The sequence below is a fragment of the Pantoea allii genome (genome assembly GCF_002307475.1).
GTDB lineage: Bacteria > Pseudomonadota > Gammaproteobacteria > Enterobacterales > Enterobacteriaceae > Pantoea > Pantoea allii.
In genome coordinates this window covers 38,560-55,565 of sequence record NZ_NTMH01000031.1, presented here as the reverse complement: position 1 = coordinate 55,565, position 17,006 = coordinate 38,560, and the positions used below count along the sequence as shown (strand labels likewise).

Here is a 17,006-nt window from a genome sequence, read left to right as displayed (position 1 = left end):
CTGTGAGGTGATGATATCACCTCTATTCAGGTGGCCAAATTCAGTGTGCCACTACATTTACCCGGTATTCATTCTGCCGGCGTTAATCACAGAGACAGAGAAATGTGGCGTGGTCGATTACCAGACGGGCAAAATCTGTATTCCTGTAGCAGGTTTCCAATAAACCAGAGTTTTTATATGGAAATTTCATGTAACAGCGAAACAATAAACATGCATTTAGTTTATATTTTAATTGCGGTGTATCTTATCAATAAAACATCTTGTAAACCGTTTTACTAATCATTTTTACTCCTGAGATTTTTCTTATTTTTCGAAAAAAATTCAGTTTTAAAAAGACTGAAAACGTTAAGAAATTGATTAATATGAAATTATTATTCAGTTATCAGCTGTTTATCTGTAAGGGATTCCCGTTAAAGCCTAAAAAAAAGCATTTAAAAACATAAGCGTAACGACAAAATTTAAGCTTTTCTTATTGATTACTTTCCGTGATCCATTAATTCTTGTTGATGATGAAAAAAAATTAATCTAGATTGGACTTCGCTTAATCCTCACCAAGAAAAGTGTTTTTATGTCATCCATGAAAGAGCCCGTTGATTGAACTCATCTGTCTGGAGGTAAGTGTGATTTCAGAATTTGCTAAATCTTTTGACCTTGAGGCCCATTTCGCTGGCTGTGAGGCGGAAATAGTTAAATGGAGCAGTAAATTTCAGGAGCTCGGCTTTGTCAGTATGGACAATTTTATTCCTGAGCAGCTCCGTTACCTGATAGAGCTGGAAGTGGCTAACTGTCTTACTGAAACAGCAAAGCGGCGGGATACCAAAGTATCATCAACAGACAACAGCCCCCGCAAGTACATGAGCTGTAGTCGTCATGATATTTTCGCAATGGCCCGCCTTCTTCCGGCTTTTTACAGCGATCCTGCTCTTTTCAGAGTCCTGGAGCAGATTACTGCCGACAAGGTAATCAAAGTACCTTTCGAACCTGAGGAAATTGTTATCAACAGTCAGCAGTTACCTCAGGATGAACACGGGTGGCACTGGGATGATTACCGGTATTCATTGTTATTCATTGTCAGGGCCCCAAGAGAAGGTAACGGGGGGCTGGTCGAATTTGTTCCAAACACGGAGTGGGATAAAGAGAATCCTAATATCCAGGCCTACCTTGATAAGGGACCTGTATACCGTGAATATGTGCCGCAGGGTAGTTTCTATTTAATTAACGGTGCCGCAAACCTGCACCATGTGTCACCTTTAAAAGAAGCAGACTTAAGGATCATCGTATGTTTCTCCTATGCCGGTGCTGATGAAATTGATCGGGTCGTGTCACACGAGTCGATGGAAGAGATATATTCCCTTTAAAGGTATCTCTAACATCATTCAGGATTAAATATCGAGGTTACTTCAATGCCTACAGAAATTTATCCAAATTATTATGGCCCTGTTCAGGAAAGAAAAGGGCAGAATCTTTACGAATTATGGGAAAAGGGGATCCCGTTCGGTGACTCAATTACACCATCCGGTTTCTCACCACAATACATTTCCCGCATAATGGCCATTATTACTGCTAACACCCCCAAGGGGGCTCGTATAGTTTCCCTCGGGAGTGGTAACGGCTTCATCGAAGAGCGACTGATGAAAGCGGGCTATCAGGTAGTGTGCGTCGATTGCAACGAGGAGGCTGTGGCGATCACCACCCGAAAAGGTCTGGAGAGCATCTGCGCGGACTTCTTCGAGCTTTCCCCCCATATTTTAAAGGATGCAGCAACGATATATGCTGATGGCTTTTTTGGTCATTTATATGATTCCTGCAGCGGCCTGACACGCTCGTTACACCACCTGCAGGCATTACATCTTGATGATAATGCTAAAATTATCGTTTCAAATGATGCCCCGATAAAGGAGGGAGCGGATGTTGAGCCACATGGTTCGGTACCGAACTTCAGTTATTTATCATCAGAATATCTCAGAAAGCAGTTTAAAAAAATTGGTATTGATGAGCTGAGATCTGAAATATTTGAATATCACCGGCCAATATCAGGAATTCGCAAAAGAACGATTTACGTCGGAATATTAAATCGTTAAACAACATAACCTCCTGGTATTTTATAAAATCTAAATATGTGAATTACTATGACCCAATATAATAGCAGTGCCGCTCATAGCGAAAGCGCGGTACAGGGGGCCATGCCTCTCCTGTTTGTCGAGCTGTCTGAAGCTCTTGGGAGATATGACCATACTGTTTTAGATTCCATCGCGATATCTAAAATTATACCGCCAGGGAAATATAATAAAATCTTAGACGTTTGTTGTGGTATCGGCAGGGTGTCGCACGCGCTTGCAAACCTTGGCTATACCGTCACGGGGATTGATTTATCCTCGGAGCAACTTGACGTTGCAAGAAATCTGAAATCTGATGCTGTGTTTCAGCTTTGTGATATGGCCAGTCCGCCCGCCGGACCGTTCGACGCAATAGTAAATGTTTATACGAGTTTTGGTTATGCGGAAAATGAGACTGCAGATCAGAAAATCCTTTCTTCATGGCTTCAGTCACTGCGGACTGGCGGGCGGCTTATAATGGAACTGTCAGATATGGAAAGAGCATCGTGCGTTTTGGAACAGGACGGCCATACGCACAGAGAAAAGAACGGTGTTAAGGAAACTCTGATTGTTCAGGATAAGATGCTGACAGTAGATTACCGGTACAAAGGTCAGCTTCTGACGTGTAAAACACGTCTTTACTGGAAGGAGGAGCTTAAAGAAATGCTGATTAAGGCAGGATTTAAGGACATCCGCTTCTACGGCAGTTTTGACTTAACGCCTAAGTCTCCCGGAGACAATCTCGTTATCGTAGCGGAGCGTCCATGAAGAAAATTGTAATCTGTGATGCTTACTCCACTGGTGCCAAACTCGCATCCCTGTTTCGGGAGCAGGGTTTTACCGTTACGCATATCAGGTCCGGCGAAACACCTTCTCCTCATTATGAAAAAACGTTTCGTCCGGGCGACTTTGAAACCGACTTTGGTTTTTCGGGCGATGATTACTTGCAGGCTTCAGAAAAAATCTCACGGTTTGCCCCCGACTTTGTCATTGCAGGAACAGAGTCTGGCGTGGTTTTGGCTGAAGCGATAAGCCATCATCTTTCGCTGCCAAGCAATACGATCGAGAAAAGTGAAAGCCGGCGCGATAAGTTTGCCATGATCGAAGCAGTTAAAGATGCGGGATTAGATGTGCCGATGCAAGTTAAGGTAATGAATGCAGAAGACTTAAACTATCTGGATTTTAAAAATTTTTCATTCCCTCTTGTTGTAAAACCGGCTAACAGCGCTGGAGGTGATGGCTTCAGAATTTGCGACTCACGAGAAGAGGTTATTGCGCATTCAGGCCTGCTTTTCGGGCAACAAAATGCAATTGGGGAAACGAATTCCAGTGTACTGATTCAGGAATATCTGCAGGGGCAACAATATTTTGTAAACTGTACGTCTGTTAATGGCCGGCATTACGTTAGCGAGATCTGGAAAGATGATCGCATGCCCGGCCATAACGGATCACTCGTCTGCTGGAAAGAAGACCTGATGGAACTGACGGGGCATGTCCAGGCTGAACTCATTTCTTATACAACCGGCGTACTTGACGCACTCGGTATCAGAGAAGGAGCCAGTCACACGGAGCTCAAATATACGGACAGAGGTCCGGTTCTGATCGAAACCGCAGCCCGTTTACAGGGCACGATAGATGAGAGCGCGGTTCGTCGATGTACTGGGACGGATGTTGTCTCTCTGACGGTACTGCGTTACTCACAACCCGAAGTTTTTTCAGAATTATTTATTAAGTCATGTCCACGGCGCGCTTCCGTTTCATGTATCAGCCTGATTTCGAATCAGGAAGGCCGCATTGTTAACGCTCAAGGACTTCAGCACATCCGCTCGTTGCCTTCATTTCATTCAGCCATTCATCTCCCTCAGGTAGGCTCTCGTATATCAAAGACCCGCGACCTTTTTACTTCCCCGGGCATTATTTATCTTGTGGGTGACGACGCGACAATATCAGAGGACCATAAACGAATAAGGGAAATGGAGCTGGCCGGAGAAATTTTCCATGTTGTTGAATGACAGTAAACAGGTCAGTGAAACGCTGGCCAGACGTTACTCCTCCACGGGCGCGATATTTGTCCTTATTTATTCTGTGATGTCAGCGGCCAAAGAAGTGGTAATTGGTCATGTGGTTCAGGATACAGACCCAAATCTTCTTGTATTTCTATCGTTTGGTTTAGTGACCTTAATCTTTAACGCTGACATTATTTTTAACTTCCGGTCGTTCAGGAAAGGGTGGTCGATCTTTTCGAAAAGCTTCAGGGAAATTGCGCTGCTTAACCTGGAGACCGCTCTGGCCTGGGGATGCTTTTTTTGGGCAGTCAGGTACCTTGAGCCCGCGGTTGTCAGCGCTGTGACAGTAGGCATAAGCCCACTCTGCTCACAACTGCTCGGGATAGAATGCGATAATAACCGTAATGTTAAAATCCGGGTGTTTTTTTCGGCACTTACCGCCTTCTTTCTTCTGAGTTCAACCTACCTGGGGGTCAGCGCGATTGGAGATATAAATTCCGGCGCATTCTGGACTGGCGCATTGTTGTGCGGGCTTGGCGGTGCTGCAATTGCGCTGGTCACGTCCCGCTCCCGCCGACTTTATAAGCACGGGTACAACGCTTTCGATTTGATGCGTACGCGTTTTGTTTTACTGGTATGCCTGTCGGGTATATCTGCCTTCATGTCTGGTGATCTGACCCCCGGGTCCGGTACTTTCATCCTTGCCGGGATCATCGCGGTTCTCGGAATCGCTGTTCCGATTTTTGCTCTGCAGAAAGGGCTTGAGCGTTGTGGTTCAACGACCGTACTCCTGATCATTGCATGTGCTCCCGGATTTACGTGGCTGTTCCAGTTATTCGACTCGAGGCTCCACTACAGTGTTTCAACGGTGGTGGCAATCTGCTCACTTTTTCTTATTGCTTGCTGGAACGTTGTCTCTGAACAGAGGCAGTTAGACAGGAAAAACTGATCGCCCATCATTTTTCAATAACCACTGAGAGATATGCTCATGCCAATGTCTGGAACATTTCATCAGCGTTTAATACCACAACTCAGGGAAATAGCGCTGGAGTTTGGAACGCCTTTCCACATTTATGATGAAACAGGCATTCGCGAGACCTGCCGACAGTTCAGGTCTGTCGCAAAGGCAATTCCCTTTAAGCAGTACTTCGCTGTTAAAGCACTGCCAAACCCCTACATACTGGCTATCCTTCAGGAAGAGGGGATGGGATTTGACTGTGCCTCGGTCCCTGAAATTGAATTAGCATTACTGGCTGGTGCCCGAGGCCATGACATCTTTTTCACCTCCAATAATACGCGACCCGATGAATTTGAGGCAGCTGTGAGAGCCGGTGCAGTTGTCAATCTTGACGATATCTGTTTCCTCGACACCCTGCGGCCATTCCCTGAACGCGTCTGCTTTCGCATGGCTGCAGGCGCTCTTGATCAAAAGTGCACGTTCATGGGGGCGGCTGAAAACAGTAAATTCGGCGTTCCCCATTCTGAACTGGTGCAGGCCTTTCGACGTGCAAAAGACTTAGGCGCAAAGCGTTTCGGCCTGCATGCAATGCTGTGTTCAAACCAGAGATCGGCAGAGAGGGTGCTGGACGTCGCCGAATTAGTTATCACTCACGCCTTACATGTTGCAGAGAGTGCTGACGTCGCTCTGGATTTCGTTAACATCGGTGGCGGCATTGGCATACCATACAGGCCCGATGAAGAAGCATTTAATTTCCCTTTTTTTTCTGACGGTCTGGCAAAACTTCACGGGAAACACTTCGCTGATACCACGCAGCTCTACACAGAATGCGGCAGGTATGTGACGGGCCCACACGGGGTTCTGGTAACGGCGGTAAATACTGTCATGCACAAGTTTCGGACTTTTATTGGTGTCGACGCGGGAATGAGCGCCCTTATGCGTCCTGCTCTCTATCCTGATGCCTACCACCACATCACTGCTCCCTTTGTAGAACGTCCTCCCGTCACCGCTGATATCGTCGGATCACTCTGTGAGAACAATGATAAATTTGCCACCGGACGCCTCCTTCCGGAACCACAGCGAGGCGATTTGATAGTGATTCACGACACCGGCGCACACGGTGCAGCCATGGGTTTTAACTACAACGGGCGTCTTAGGCCAAAAGAACTGCTGCTTCAGCAAAACGGTACAGTGAAATTAATTCGCGAAGCCGAAACGACACGACACTATTTATCCACAATCCCTGATTTTGACCGGTTTTCTGCGTCCTTAGCTGAGGAAAAAAATTATTAAAGCTTAAAGCTGTCATCTTTCCTGATGTCGTCCATGAAACGAAAAAGGGGCCGACCGTCTTTATCAACAGCGTACTTTTTTGAATTCCCTGTATGAGTGATAGGACGGTTTATCAATATCATCAGTCCGGATCTCAGGAAGGGTATGAACACTTTCCGGATTAATCCCCGCGAGGAGGGAGGCAGTGCGGCCATCACGTTGGCGCGCACAGTTTGGTCTGAAATGGCGAAGGCTGAGACGCAAAACCCAACATTACCTGATCTGTTCGAGCTCCGGGAGTATACGATGCAACCTGAAAAAATTGATGAAAGTTTTTCTGCCTTCGAGCGCCTTCGACAGCTTTTGCATGGCGTTATGCCGGGTGCGTATCCGACACGACTGGACCTCGGTGAACCCCAGCAGCAGCTTCCTCCTTTCATTCAGGCCGCATTGTGCCAACATTCACATCTTCTGGCGAAGTATCCGGATAATTACGGTTCAGATAATCTATTACATGCAATATGTGACTGGATAGCCCGCCGCTACGAAGTCCGCTTATCAGAGGAAAACCTGCTGGTCCTTAACGGAAGCAGAGAGGGACTTTTCACCGCCATGCTGGCTTTATGCAAAGGAGGGCATGGTTCACGGGTTCTTATGCCGAATCCGGCTTACCAGGCCTACCGTGCTGCGGCTCTGATCATTAATGCTGAGCCCGTGCCAGTGCCTGCCGATCCGGCGTCAGGGTATATGCCGGATTACGGGGCTCTGCCTGACAGAATCCTGAACTCAGTTGAAGCCGTATATATATGTTCACCCTCCAATCCCCAGGGCGGAGTGGCATCAGCAGAATACCTTCTTGAGCTGCTGGCCCTGGCAGAGCGTTATGACTTCCGTATCTTTGCTGACGAATGCTATTCAGAGCTTTATGCCGGTGAACCACCAGCCGGCTATCTCGGGCTGGTTTCAGGAACCCAGTACAATCCGGAACGGATAGTCGTATTCAATTCGCTCTCGAAAAGGTCAGGTCTGCCGGGTCTACGCTCAGGCTTCGCCGCAGGCGGAGTGCAAAGCATAAGGCGAATGAGGAATCTCAGAGCAAAAGGGGGGGCACCTGTGCCGGGTGTGCTGCAAGAGATATCGGCCCTGGCGTGGGCGGATGAAGCACATGTGATTAAGGCACGTCAGGAGTGTCAGGAAAAATACGCACTGGTCGCTTCGGTTCTGGGGGATGTGTCAAATTTTGTCATCCCCAGGGCCGGTCTCTTTACATGGCTGAACGTAGGTGACGGAGTCGCCACAGCAACAGAGCTCTGGCGACAGAGCGGCATCCGTGTGCTTCCCGGTGAGTATCTTGCCCAGACTGTTGATGGCCGAAATCCCGGTCATGAATTCATACGCATCGCTCTGGTTCCTGAAATTTGTGTACTGGAGCAGGCTCTCCATAAGATAAGAAATGTGCTCTGTCTCTAACAGGGGACGCATTGACCGGGAGGAGAATGGAGTATGCCTTATCTGAATAATTTTCGATCTGGTCATTCAGTACAGGGAGAATCGCCAGCTTTTACGACGCGCGACAGGGTACATGGGCGGACCGAAAATAAAACCATATCAGTGCAGACACCTTATCTGTAAACGGTGTCTGCAGGTTTCAGTTATTATGCGTTTTCATCTTCCCCACAACCCGTACCAAGTGAGGGATCGTCACAGGCTTTATTAATCTCCAGATGGTGATGCCACGTAGCCAGTTTAACTGCACCTTCATTAACAGAAACATCAGGTTATATAAGAGGCATTGAACTAGTTGAACCTGGACCCAAATTTGCCGGAATGCGAAATAATGAGAAAAAAACAGTTGCTGCCTGTATTTTTATCTCCAGCATCGAAGACAAGACCGACCCTCAGTTATCTGATGTAGCTTATGCCATTTTTAACTCCCACAACCCCACCAAAGTATTTGTAGGTGACATTTATTCTATCCCCTTATCAAGACTGAAGGTCAATTTGGATAATGGCACCGTCGAAGAGGCATTTTCAGAAACTGAAATTGAAATGTTATATTCTGACTTTTATTTCAAAAACAGTACTGAAGGTAATGCTTAACAGCTAAATGCAGTTTTAACGGTGACTCATTGCTAAACTTATTTAATTGAATCTTATATATAAAATGCAGTCTTTATGGCCGTACCTAATGTGCAAAACAGTCCAAATCGCCAATTTTTGCTCAGTAATATGTAACTGTCTTTGTCGAAATTTTCAGGGTTGCTAATAAAATAACAGCAACAGAAGTGCACACTGACTTTTATGCCCAGATGTCGTGAGGACAGGCTCAGCCCGTGAACAGTGCCGCTGGTAACAGCAAACATGTAATTCGAAAGGTGCTTAGTTTTTGGTTTATACGTTAAAAGTTGATTATTTAACATAAATAGCATTTCCCGCTCTGCCTTAACGAACAGTGCACCTGCATCACGAGCAGGGATGCTCGCCATCTGGCAAATCATTACCGCCTGTTTCTGGTCATCCGGCAGTCTGACAAGCTGAATACGTGTTTCAGGTTGAGTGCGACCAGCTGCACCTTGAAATCCGTCCATAAATCAAAAAAACGAGCCTTGCCAGTGTGTGTCCGAAGTGTATACTTTTAACTCACACTCTGGAGGTGCGCATGAAATACAGAACTAACGTAACCATCGATAAAGAAGCCTATGAGGTTTTTTCATCTGCTGGCTTAAATCTCTCTGGAATGGTTAACGAACTTGTCATCAATGAGGCCCGCAGAATCCGAGCCGAACGCTGGAAAGAAGAAAACCGTGAAAGCATGAAAGCTTTCTCTGACTTTGTGGGAGAAGAGGGCTCGCTTTCTGATATGTACAGGAACTGGTAACGATGCAATTTGACGTTTACCCGCACATAAACGGAATAAAATACCCCTATCTTGTTGAAGTACAGAGCTATCTAATAGAAACACCAGGCCGTTTAATGGTTGTACCACTTGCACGTCCGAGCGAGTTTAAGGGGACAGGTGAACTTTATCCTCAAGTGCTTGTTAATGGCATCAAATACCGGGTTGTGACAACCGACGTGTCATCAGTCCCGATGAAAGCGTTAGGGGATAAAGTCGATGATGTCAGACAGTATGAAGAAATAATCAAAAACGCGATTTTCAGGCTCTTTTGGGGGTTCTGACACGTTTTCTCATCGCGCCGATGGACGGCGAAAAAACCTGCCATTGTTCTATAGGCCTGAAAATGTCATGTCGACGCGTCCACACAGCAGCGTTACGTCTGGTTGAATTTAGAATTCGCTGGAGCTTTTTATCTGCCGCAAACAATTGCTCGCGGCAGAAAATCGAAAACACCGCAACGCTATTCGGTAATAAACCAGAAAGCAGAGATTACGTAATCAGGCTGCGATCGTTCCAGAGTCGAAATCCACCCTCGAACGCCAGAGTGTTGTCGCCTTTGCGGCACTTTGGCGGAAGTGAAGCGAGTTTATCCACATTGCCGCCACCCAGCACCACGTAGTCAGGCTCCAGGGCTTTGGTCAGCATCTCCACGACATCGAAAACCCGCTCCTGCCATTTTTTGTTTCCCTTATCTTTCCGATAGGCTTCGCTCACATAGTGTTCGTAGCTGTTGCCCTTGCGGTAGGGTAGATGACCAATCTCCATGGGTTGAGCGACATTCTCGACGATCATGGCAGCACCCAGTCCGGTGCCGAGACCGAGGAACAGCATTCGTCCTCCCTGATAGGAGCCGAGCGCTTGCATCAGGGCGTCATTGACGATACGGACAGGGCAGCCAAATGCGTCCGCATAGTTAAACCCCACCCAGCCCTCACCAAGGTTGGCGGGCTCACTGAGCGGTTTATCGTGTGCCACTGGACCGGGAAAACCCATCGCGATCACATCGTAAGTCATGCCTTCAGCCATGGCCTTGACCGCCGCAACCATGTCAGCTGCAGACATGGTCTTTCCGCTTTCTGCCTTCTTTTCTTCACCGCCAGCGCTGGAGAGGATCTTCACATGACTTCCGCCGATGTCGATGGACAGAACGATAGGCTCTTTCTTTTTTAAAGTATGCTTTGTCATTTATATTTATCCATCAGCTCAAACGGGGTCAAACCAGCCGCCGGGGGGCGCAAAGTCCGCCATCGCGGCGGGTCCCCATGTCCCTGGCTTGTAGGCAGCGGGAACGGTTTTCTCATCCAGTATCGGCTCGACGATCTTCCAGGCCAGTTCCGCTGCATCTTGCCTGGTGAAAAGCTGTCTGTCTCCAGCCATGGCATCTCCGATCAGCCGCTCATAAGGCAGCATATCGCCAATACCATCGTCAAGCGCCGTTAGCTCGACGGCTTCACCTCGCATCTTTTCGCCGGCAGCCTTGCGTCGCGCGCCAATGCCGATCGTAATATCCGGGCCGAGACGAAAGCGGATATAGTTGGCAGGCTCGTCGGTAATGTCATCGAAAAGGGTAACCGGCGGTCGCCTGAAGCGCACGACCACTTCCGTCGCATGTGCAGGCAAATTTTTGCCGGCACGGATATAAAAGGGAACGCCACTCCAGCGCCATGTTGCAATGTGGAAGCGAACCGCAGCGAAGGTCTCCGTCGGAGAGAAACGGGCGACACCTGGTTCGTCGGTATAGCCTTCAAACTGACCACGAACCACGTCAGCGTCTGACAGGGGCGGCATGGCCTTTAGCACCTGTACCTTCTCATCAACCAGATCGTCGGACGCGCCGGACGCGGGAGGTTCCATGGCAAGCAACAGCAGCACATTGACCAGGTGGTTCTGAATCACGTCACGAATGCAGCCAACTTCGTCATAGAATTTGCCGCGTCCCTTGATGCCGAAGTCCTCGGCCATGGTGATCTGAACGCTTTCGACATGATCGCGATTCCATATTGGTTCAAGGAAGCTGTTGGCAAAGCGAAAGTAGAGGAGATTCTGGATGGCTTCCTTACCCAGAAAGTGGTCGATGCGGAAAATCGCGTCCTCATCGAAAACCTTATGAAGCACGTTGTTCAGTTGTTTTGCCGACGCGAGATCGCGTCCGAACGGCTTTTCCACCATCAGGCGGGCACCTTTCGCGATTCCGGCCTCTTCCAGACTGTTGGCGACAGTTTCGAAAAGGGAGGGCGGAATGGCAAGGTAATAGAGCGGATTATGATGGCCTGCCAGCGCATCCCGCAGCCCGTCGAATGTTGACTGAGTACGATAATCGCCGGAAACGTAGGACAGTCTGTCCGCCAGCTCGGCAAAGACCGTCTGATCGATCACATCGACATGCTTTTCAACCGCATCTCTTGCCCGCGCGATCAACTGATCGCGCGTCCAGTCCTCAAATGCCACACCGATGATCGGCGTCTTGAGCGCGCCATGCTTCACCATTGCGTAGAGCGAAGGAAAAATCATCTTGTGGGCAAGGTCGCCGGTGACACCAAACACCACCAGCACGTCTGAACGCTGCTGCGCCATTGCTGTGCTCCTCTACGTTACCTGGTTTTTTCCAAATGGCCGCCGAAGGCATGCCGCATGGCTGAGAGAACTTTTTCGGCAAACTGTGCTTCGCCACGAGAAGAGAAGCGCCCGAAGAGGGCCGATGCAAGAACCGGAGCAGGGACGCCCGTTTCCACCGCCGCCTGCAATGTCCAGCGGCCCTCACCGGAATCGGACACACGGCCATCATAATTGTCGAGATGCGGGTCCTGTTTCAATGCCTCGGCTGTGAGATCCAGCAGCCAGGAGCCAATGACCGAGCCATGCCTCCACACCTCTGTAACGGCGGGAAGATCGACATCGAAACGATAATATTGCGGGTGGGAAAGGGGTGCAGTTTCCGCATCAGCCTCTCGCTCGACGGTCCCGGCATTAGCGGCTTTCAATATGTTCAGGCCTTCGGCATAGGCAGCCATCACACCATATTCAATGCCATTGTGTACCATCTTGACGAAGTGTCCGGCGCCTGCCGGTCCGCAATGAAGATAGCCTCTTGGAGCCGTGCCCACGGCCGGGTCTTCCGCGATGCTCTGACCCGCACCGGGCGCAAGTGATGCAAAAATCGGGTCCAGGCGTTTTACAGCCGCCTGCGGGCCCCCAATCATAAGGGAATAGCCACGCTCCAGGCCCCAAACGCCACCCGATGTGCCGACGTCGATATAGTCGATGCCAAGAGATGAAAACTCCTCGGACAGGTCGATAGCCTCACGGTAAAAGGAGTTGCCGCCATCAATGATGGCGTCGCCCTTGGTAAGCGTTGATGCGAAGTCCCGCGCAATCTTCGGTGTGATCGCGGCAGGAAGCATGAGCCAGACCGCGCGCGGCGTCTCCAGCTTAGCAATAAGATCCGCTGGCGATGACGCGCCGGTTGCTCCCTCTTTGATGAGTGCTTCAACGTTATCGGCGTTCACGTCGAAGACGACGCAATCGTGGCCCTGTTTAAGAAGGCGGCGTACCATGTTGGCGCCCATGCGCCCGAGACCTACCATTCCAATCTGCATATCATTTTCCATTATCGATGCGTGTTTGATCTTCCTGTTCATTCACGACGTGAACGGTAAAGTCGGTGTGTTCCCAGTGTCCGACGTCAGGCCAGTAGAAGGTGAAGACAACGCAGGTTCCTGCGTCTTCATGTTGCAAAGGCAGGTCGACATAATAGGTTTTCAGCCCGGAACTGACTGCAGGCGTGTCAGAGACGGTAGCCCAGCCATCCGTGCTCCAGTGCACCAGGGCGTTCGCTTCCGTTTCCAGCCTCAGTTGCTTCCCGACAGGAAGCGAGGTCAGGCGGTTGTTAAAGCGCCATATGCGCAAATGCGATGCGGTCTTATTTCTGATATAGCGCTCGACGCCTTGCGGTGGCATATCGAAGACTGCGCCATCGTGGAGCGATCGCAGGAGTTTGATATGTTCGGAATGCGCCCAGACAAGCGGCATGGCGCTCCCGGAAGGCCGCCCGAAGAACAGTTCCTTTTCGGGAATATCGGGGCCGTCCCATATCTGTTCCGGTAACAGCCCGCCCGGGCCTGCCGATTTTTCCAGCGTGGATAATAGCGCCTCAGCCACATCATGCCTGCCCGCTGCCAGCTCGTAATGCGCACGTTCGCCCGCCAGCAAAGGCCAGGGACGTCCCTGGCCGATACCATCAAACGGCGCGCCGTCTTCATGCTCGCCATAGCCGTCGCCGGTGTACCGATACCATAGTGGACCCTGGGGTAGCTCGACACGAAGACTGTGGTCGATTGCCTTTATCGTATCAACGATGTGCGGGTCATCAGCGGCGCGCAGTCCAAAACGCACTAACGCCAAAGCATCCGGGCTCAGTACATCGGTGGTCGACAGAAGCGCCCGATCCGGCGTCTGGTTGCGGATCTCGGTATTGCCGGATGCACTGGCCTCATCCGTTACGCCCGACGGAGCAATGCGGACATAGTGACCGGAAATGCCGATCGAGCCGCAGAAATTTGGCTCTCCCGCAAAGGTCCATTTTTCAATCTGTTCATTCCAGCAGTCCGCAGTTTCTCGCAGGTGATTTGCCGCCGCCTCGTCTCCATCGACAGAAAGCAGGTCCGCGGCAGCAAGAAGGGCGCTAACCTCTACCGCCAGGGTAAAGGGGCTGTAGCCCGAGTCTTCCTCCCAGCGGTCCTCGCTGGTCGTCGGGCCGTTGGTCAGAATGTAGCTGGCCGCGCTGCGCAGCATCGGCATAAAATGTTTCTGCGCTTTCTTGTCGAGATGACCGAGTCGACGCAACATATCGGTAAGCAGAATGGGGAAGGCGCACTCATCCATCTGGATACCGGGCCAGTAAGGTTTTCCATCGAGCCACAGGTTCTGTGGCCAGCGCCCGGAGGGCTCTTGAACGTGCCGGAGATATTCGAGAATAGCGAGTGCTGCGTCGGCGTCGCCAGCGGCCAGGAAACCCCCTGCCGTTTCAACCAGGTCCCGCGGCCAGACCAGATGATAGCCGCCAAGATCGTCATCACCCTTCGAAAATCCCCAGGGTATTGTCAGGCTCGCGACAACGGCGCCGGGGGAATCGGCGTCTCTGTGCGAGGCCAGAACTGCTGTTGAAACCCGGTATGTATTTACGCCGTCCCGCTCTTTCTGGTCGAGTGGCATGAGCTTGTCCTGCCACGCTTGCCAGTTGCCGATATAGTGATTCCGCGCGGTGTCAAAGCCCGCTTTCAGACTGGCGGTTGCCGCCGCTGCGGCCTCGAATTCCGTTTGGCCGAAACCAACAGCCAGCGTGGCTTCACGGCAGTTGCTTGTGAACACCAGTTCCCCAGCAAGCGCGACATTGCCGTCATCCGCGCGCTGATATTGGTTGGCGAGGCGTCCGTGTTTTTTCAGCTGTTGCCAGCCGTCTGAAGTACCGACAAAACCCGCGCTCACTGCTGTCCAGGGTAGGTCGCAGACGAGCGCCAGGTAGCAAGAGCGACCCGTGGCAAAAAGCACGGGCTTGTCTTCAAATTCGCCGATCCATGCAGCGTTCATTTGTCCCGCATTCACCAGATGGGGTGCAAGCAGTGCGGTGACCTTGTAATCCTCGATATCACCCTTCAGAGCGGTGAAACGGACGCGTTGCAGCACGCAGGCACGAGCCGGATCTGTAATGATGTCCTTTTCAAGCCTGTAACGTCCGTCACGGGACGTGTTGCTGATTGAAAAGGCCGGAATGCCTGGCGAGCAGGTATTGATTTCGGTTGAGCAATCGCGCTTTTCTTCGGAAAAATACCCTTCCGGCCCCGTGATGACGAAAACGAAATCACGGGTGCAGGCGCTGTCGACGCGCGGATAATAGATTTCGTTGAGAACACCATGGCTTAAGGAGAACCAGACAGGGGAGTCTGTTGAAAGGGCCGTGCCGATTCCGCTCTTGGCACTTGATGTCCAGCGGGGTGCGATACCCGGCGCTCCCGGGGCGGAATCAACTTTAGCGCTTATTTGCTGGTCGCCCTCTCTCATGCACTTTTGCAACTGCAGGGCATCGCTGTCAGAATCTGCCATTTTTAGGCTACCTTGGCTGTATGCGTAGAAAAAATCTCAACCACGAGATTGCGGATAAAATCCTCTCTTCTCGCGGGCAAGACTGAAATATTTCTATACCAAAGCAAATTGCTTCAACGTAATTTTTTGCGGTTTTAATATCAGAGACAATATTGTTATAGCTGGTGTAGCTTTTTGGGTCAACTACCTGAAAAGTTTCAATACAATTGAAAGTGTAAAAACAAAAAAACATCTTAGTCATTAAGGATAAATAATCAATTAAGTATTAACTAAGCCTTTCGCACTTAAGCCAGCAGCAGGGAGAAATCAATTTTATTTTATCTCATTGACTAATGGATGGTTACTGCAGGGGCTATACGGACACACTGACATTGTTCTGATATGACGGAACCTGTACGCCAGGAGGCTTAAATGTGGTTTTTTGCACAAAAATACCCTCAGTCTCACGGGTATGTATTTCGCTTGAATTTATGATGAGCAGATGTTCGGTTCCACATCAGATGTAAATTTCAGTAGCGCATTTTTACACTCTGAATTCAGACGGGTTCTGTTTTTATCAGCGTTAGCTGAACCAGCGATGCCCGCTACATTATTTTTCGCCTGGGCCACCATCTTTTAAGCAGTGGCAGGCACCCGATGCAAAATGACGCCTGTTCATTTCAATATTATTTAGTCGGGATTGTCTGAAGCCATAATCGGAGGCGCACTGAATTCAGAACAGGAGAAACATTGTCGATTAATTATAAGGGCAGGGTGAGTAATACACGGATGAATAGCTTCTTGATCATTTTATATATCCTGATACGACTATTATTGAGTCAGATAATTTTTGAGTCATCTTCGATGAGGCGCTTAAATTATTTTAAGGATTTGATCGTCCCTCGAAATTTATTGCTTCAAAACATAAAAATAGAAATCGTTAAGTCGTTAAATACCATTAAAAAGAAAACCTATCACCGCTTTAATCACTGTCTGATAAGGCAAGGCATCACAGAACAGTGGGCCTGACGCATGAGCGGGGATACTCGCCATCTCGTGGGTCATAACCGCATATTCACGCTCATCTGGCACTCTCACAAGCGGGATAAGTCTTTCCGGTCGGGTGCGAGCTGGATACTTTCAACGGGCAGAAGAGGGATAGCAATCCTGCGATTTCACTGGCCAATAAGTCGCGGATTTTATCACGCAGAAAGGAATAGAGAGTACGTTTGCCCATATTGCGGTAGACAGTGAACTAAATTATTAAAACGCCTGTAATCATCACTGAAGCAACTATTTTCATCGTGAAAACAGTTTAATGCATCAAGCGCTTCAGTGTTTTCTTCCTGGTACTTGCGTGCTTTATATTGACGCAGTTCGGCGTCAAGCGCGGCACTAAGATTGATTCCGGCCTCACGTGCACGGCCAAGTAAGTTACGTACGTTCTACTGTCATCGTGACAATTTGTGGGACTCGCTGTTTTCCAGACATAATTAGCTCGCGTCTGACTCCGTCCAGACTACACGGCTTATTTAAGCGTAATATTAACGCGGCTGACAACGCTATGTGAATTCTGCGAAACCCGCAGGGGATTTATGGGCCATTTTTCGCGTAGCGCGATCGGTGCAGAACAGGCTTTAGAACGAAAAGGTACGCAGGTGAGGAGCCAGTGATGCCGGGGAGTCATCTGAGTACGT

Annotated in this window: 15 protein-coding genes and 2 pseudogenes; 10 read left to right on the top strand and 7 right to left on the bottom strand. The window is 49.6% G+C overall.

Annotated features, from left to right (window positions below; translation table 11 throughout):
• The first annotated feature begins 620 nt into the window (after window positions 1-620).
• From CMR03_RS11225 to CMR03_RS11190, 8 genes are all read left to right on the top strand, one after another.
• Window positions 621-1,358, top strand: a complete 738-nt coding sequence (locus CMR03_RS11225) for a HalD/BesD family halogenase (protein WP_063877086.1) — start codon at window positions 621-623, stop codon at window positions 1,356-1,358.
• Window positions 1,359-1,403: 45 nt separating this feature from the next.
• Entirely contained in the window at window positions 1,404-2,081 is a 678-nt protein-coding gene (locus tag CMR03_RS11220) for a class I SAM-dependent methyltransferase (protein ID WP_063877085.1), read from the top strand.
• Window positions 2,082-2,129: 48 nt separating this feature from the next.
• Window positions 2,130-2,864 (top strand): class I SAM-dependent methyltransferase, encoded by a 735-nt coding sequence (locus CMR03_RS11215; RefSeq protein ID WP_082875126.1) that lies wholly within the window; start codon window positions 2,130-2,132, stop codon window positions 2,862-2,864.
• Window positions 2,861-4,108 carry an ATP-grasp domain-containing protein gene (locus CMR03_RS11210; protein WP_096011577.1) on the top strand — a complete coding sequence of 416 codons (1,248 nt, stop codon included), beginning with the start codon at window positions 2,861-2,863 and terminating at the stop codon, window positions 4,106-4,108. Before CMR03_RS11215 ends, CMR03_RS11210 begins: the two co-directional genes overlap by 4 nt.
• Window positions 4,095-5,051: an EamA family transporter gene (locus CMR03_RS11205; RefSeq protein WP_096011576.1), complete on the top strand. Its 957-nt coding sequence runs from the start codon at window positions 4,095-4,097 to the stop codon at window positions 5,049-5,051. Before CMR03_RS11210 ends, CMR03_RS11205 begins: the two co-directional genes overlap by 14 nt.
• A 39-nt stretch (window positions 5,052-5,090) precedes the next feature.
• Complete coding sequence (locus CMR03_RS11200) at window positions 5,091-6,353, top strand: diaminopimelate decarboxylase family protein (RefSeq protein ID WP_096011575.1); 1,263 nt, start codon at window positions 5,091-5,093, stop codon at window positions 6,351-6,353.
• A 144-nt stretch (window positions 6,354-6,497) separates the two neighbouring features.
• Window positions 6,498-7,802 (top strand): aminotransferase class I/II-fold pyridoxal phosphate-dependent enzyme, encoded by a 1,305-nt coding sequence (locus CMR03_RS11195; RefSeq protein ID WP_208625020.1) that lies wholly within the window; start codon window positions 6,498-6,500, stop codon window positions 7,800-7,802.
• A gap of 357 nt (window positions 7,803-8,159) precedes the next feature.
• The gene (locus CMR03_RS11190; RefSeq protein ID WP_096011574.1) at window positions 8,160-8,432 is read left to right on the top strand and encodes a hypothetical protein; all 273 of its coding nucleotides are present in this window, start codon (window positions 8,160-8,162) and stop codon (window positions 8,430-8,432) included.
• 53 nt (window positions 8,433-8,485) lie between these two features.
• Here the strand turns inward: CMR03_RS11190 and CMR03_RS11185 are convergent, their stop codons facing one another.
• Window positions 8,486-8,920 carry a hypothetical protein gene (locus tag CMR03_RS11185; protein ID WP_096011573.1) on the bottom strand — a complete coding sequence of 145 codons (435 nt, stop codon included), beginning with the start codon at window positions 8,918-8,920 and terminating at the stop codon, window positions 8,486-8,488.
• Window positions 8,921-8,991: 71 nt separating this feature from the next.
• Here CMR03_RS11185 and CMR03_RS11180 point away from each other — a divergent pair, with 71 nt between their 5' ends.
• Window positions 8,992-9,210: a type II toxin-antitoxin system CcdA family antitoxin gene (locus tag CMR03_RS11180; RefSeq protein WP_063877079.1), complete on the top strand. Its 219-nt coding sequence runs from the start codon at window positions 8,992-8,994 to the stop codon at window positions 9,208-9,210.
• Between the two features lie 2 nt (window positions 9,211-9,212).
• Window positions 9,213-9,512: a CcdB family protein gene (locus tag CMR03_RS11175; RefSeq protein ID WP_096011572.1), complete on the top strand. Its 300-nt coding sequence runs from the start codon at window positions 9,213-9,215 to the stop codon at window positions 9,510-9,512.
• A gap of 208 nt (window positions 9,513-9,720) precedes the next feature.
• Here the strand turns inward: CMR03_RS11175 and CMR03_RS11170 are convergent, their stop codons facing one another.
• From CMR03_RS11170 to CMR03_RS11145, 6 genes and pseudogenes are all read right to left on the bottom strand, one after another.
• The gene (locus CMR03_RS11170; RefSeq protein WP_096011571.1) at window positions 9,721-10,416 is read right to left on the bottom strand and encodes an ROK family protein; all 696 of its coding nucleotides are present in this window, start codon (window positions 10,414-10,416) and stop codon (window positions 9,721-9,723) included.
• Window positions 10,417-10,434: 18 nt separating this feature from the next.
• A complete protein-coding gene (zwf, locus tag CMR03_RS11165; protein WP_096011570.1) occupies window positions 10,435-11,805 on the bottom strand; it encodes a glucose-6-phosphate dehydrogenase in 1,371 nt (456 codons plus the stop codon).
• A gap of 17 nt (window positions 11,806-11,822) precedes the next feature.
• A complete protein-coding gene (gene gnd / locus CMR03_RS11160; protein WP_063877075.1) occupies window positions 11,823-12,827 on the bottom strand; it encodes a phosphogluconate dehydrogenase (NAD(+)-dependent, decarboxylating) in 1,005 nt (334 codons plus the stop codon).
• A 1-nt stretch (window position 12,828) separates the two neighbouring features.
• A complete protein-coding gene (locus CMR03_RS11155) occupies window positions 12,829-15,330 on the bottom strand; it encodes a glucan 1,4-alpha-glucosidase (protein WP_096011569.1) in 2,502 nt (833 codons plus the stop codon).
• A 927-nt stretch (window positions 15,331-16,257) separates the two neighbouring features.
• Window positions 16,258-16,546, bottom strand: a pseudogene (locus CMR03_RS25865) (CcdB family protein).
• Window positions 16,547-16,574: 28 nt separating this feature from the next.
• Window positions 16,575-16,800 (bottom strand): annotated as a pseudogene (locus CMR03_RS11145) (type II toxin-antitoxin system CcdA family antitoxin); the annotation flags it as partial.
• Window positions 16,801-17,006: the final 206 nt, after the last annotated feature.

Coding starts and splice junctions, on each gene's coding strand:
- zwf (WP_096011570.1), bottom strand. CDS start 11,805: ATGGCGCAGCAGCGTTCAGACGTGCTGGTGGTGTTTGGTGTCACCGGC.
- CMR03_RS11220 (WP_063877085.1), top strand. CDS start 1,404: ATGCCTACAGAAATTTATCCAAATTATTATGGCCCTGTTCAGGAAAGA.
- gnd (WP_063877075.1), bottom strand. CDS start 12,827: ATGCAGATTGGAATGGTAGGTCTCGGGCGCATGGGCGCCAACATGGTA.
- CMR03_RS11195 (WP_208625020.1), top strand. CDS start 6,498: ATGAACACTTTCCGGATTAATCCCCGCGAGGAGGGAGGCAGTGCGGCC.
- CMR03_RS11185 (WP_096011573.1), bottom strand. CDS start 8,920: ATGGACGGATTTCAAGGTGCAGCTGGTCGCACTCAACCTGAAACACGT.
- CMR03_RS11215 (WP_082875126.1), top strand. CDS start 2,130: ATGACCCAATATAATAGCAGTGCCGCTCATAGCGAAAGCGCGGTACAG.
- CMR03_RS11205 (WP_096011576.1), top strand. CDS start 4,095: ATGTTGTTGAATGACAGTAAACAGGTCAGTGAAACGCTGGCCAGACGT.
- CMR03_RS11180 (WP_063877079.1), top strand. CDS start 8,992: ATGAAATACAGAACTAACGTAACCATCGATAAAGAAGCCTATGAGGTT.
- CMR03_RS11175 (WP_096011572.1), top strand. CDS start 9,213: ATGCAATTTGACGTTTACCCGCACATAAACGGAATAAAATACCCCTAT.
- CMR03_RS11210 (WP_096011577.1), top strand. CDS start 2,861: ATGAAGAAAATTGTAATCTGTGATGCTTACTCCACTGGTGCCAAACTC.
- CMR03_RS11190 (WP_096011574.1), top strand. CDS start 8,160: ATGCGAAATAATGAGAAAAAAACAGTTGCTGCCTGTATTTTTATCTCC.
- CMR03_RS11170 (WP_096011571.1), bottom strand. CDS start 10,416: ATGACAAAGCATACTTTAAAAAAGAAAGAGCCTATCGTTCTGTCCATC.
- CMR03_RS11155 (WP_096011569.1), bottom strand. CDS start 15,330: ATGGCAGATTCTGACAGCGATGCCCTGCAGTTGCAAAAGTGCATGAGA.
- CMR03_RS11200 (WP_096011575.1), top strand. CDS start 5,091: ATGCCAATGTCTGGAACATTTCATCAGCGTTTAATACCACAACTCAGG.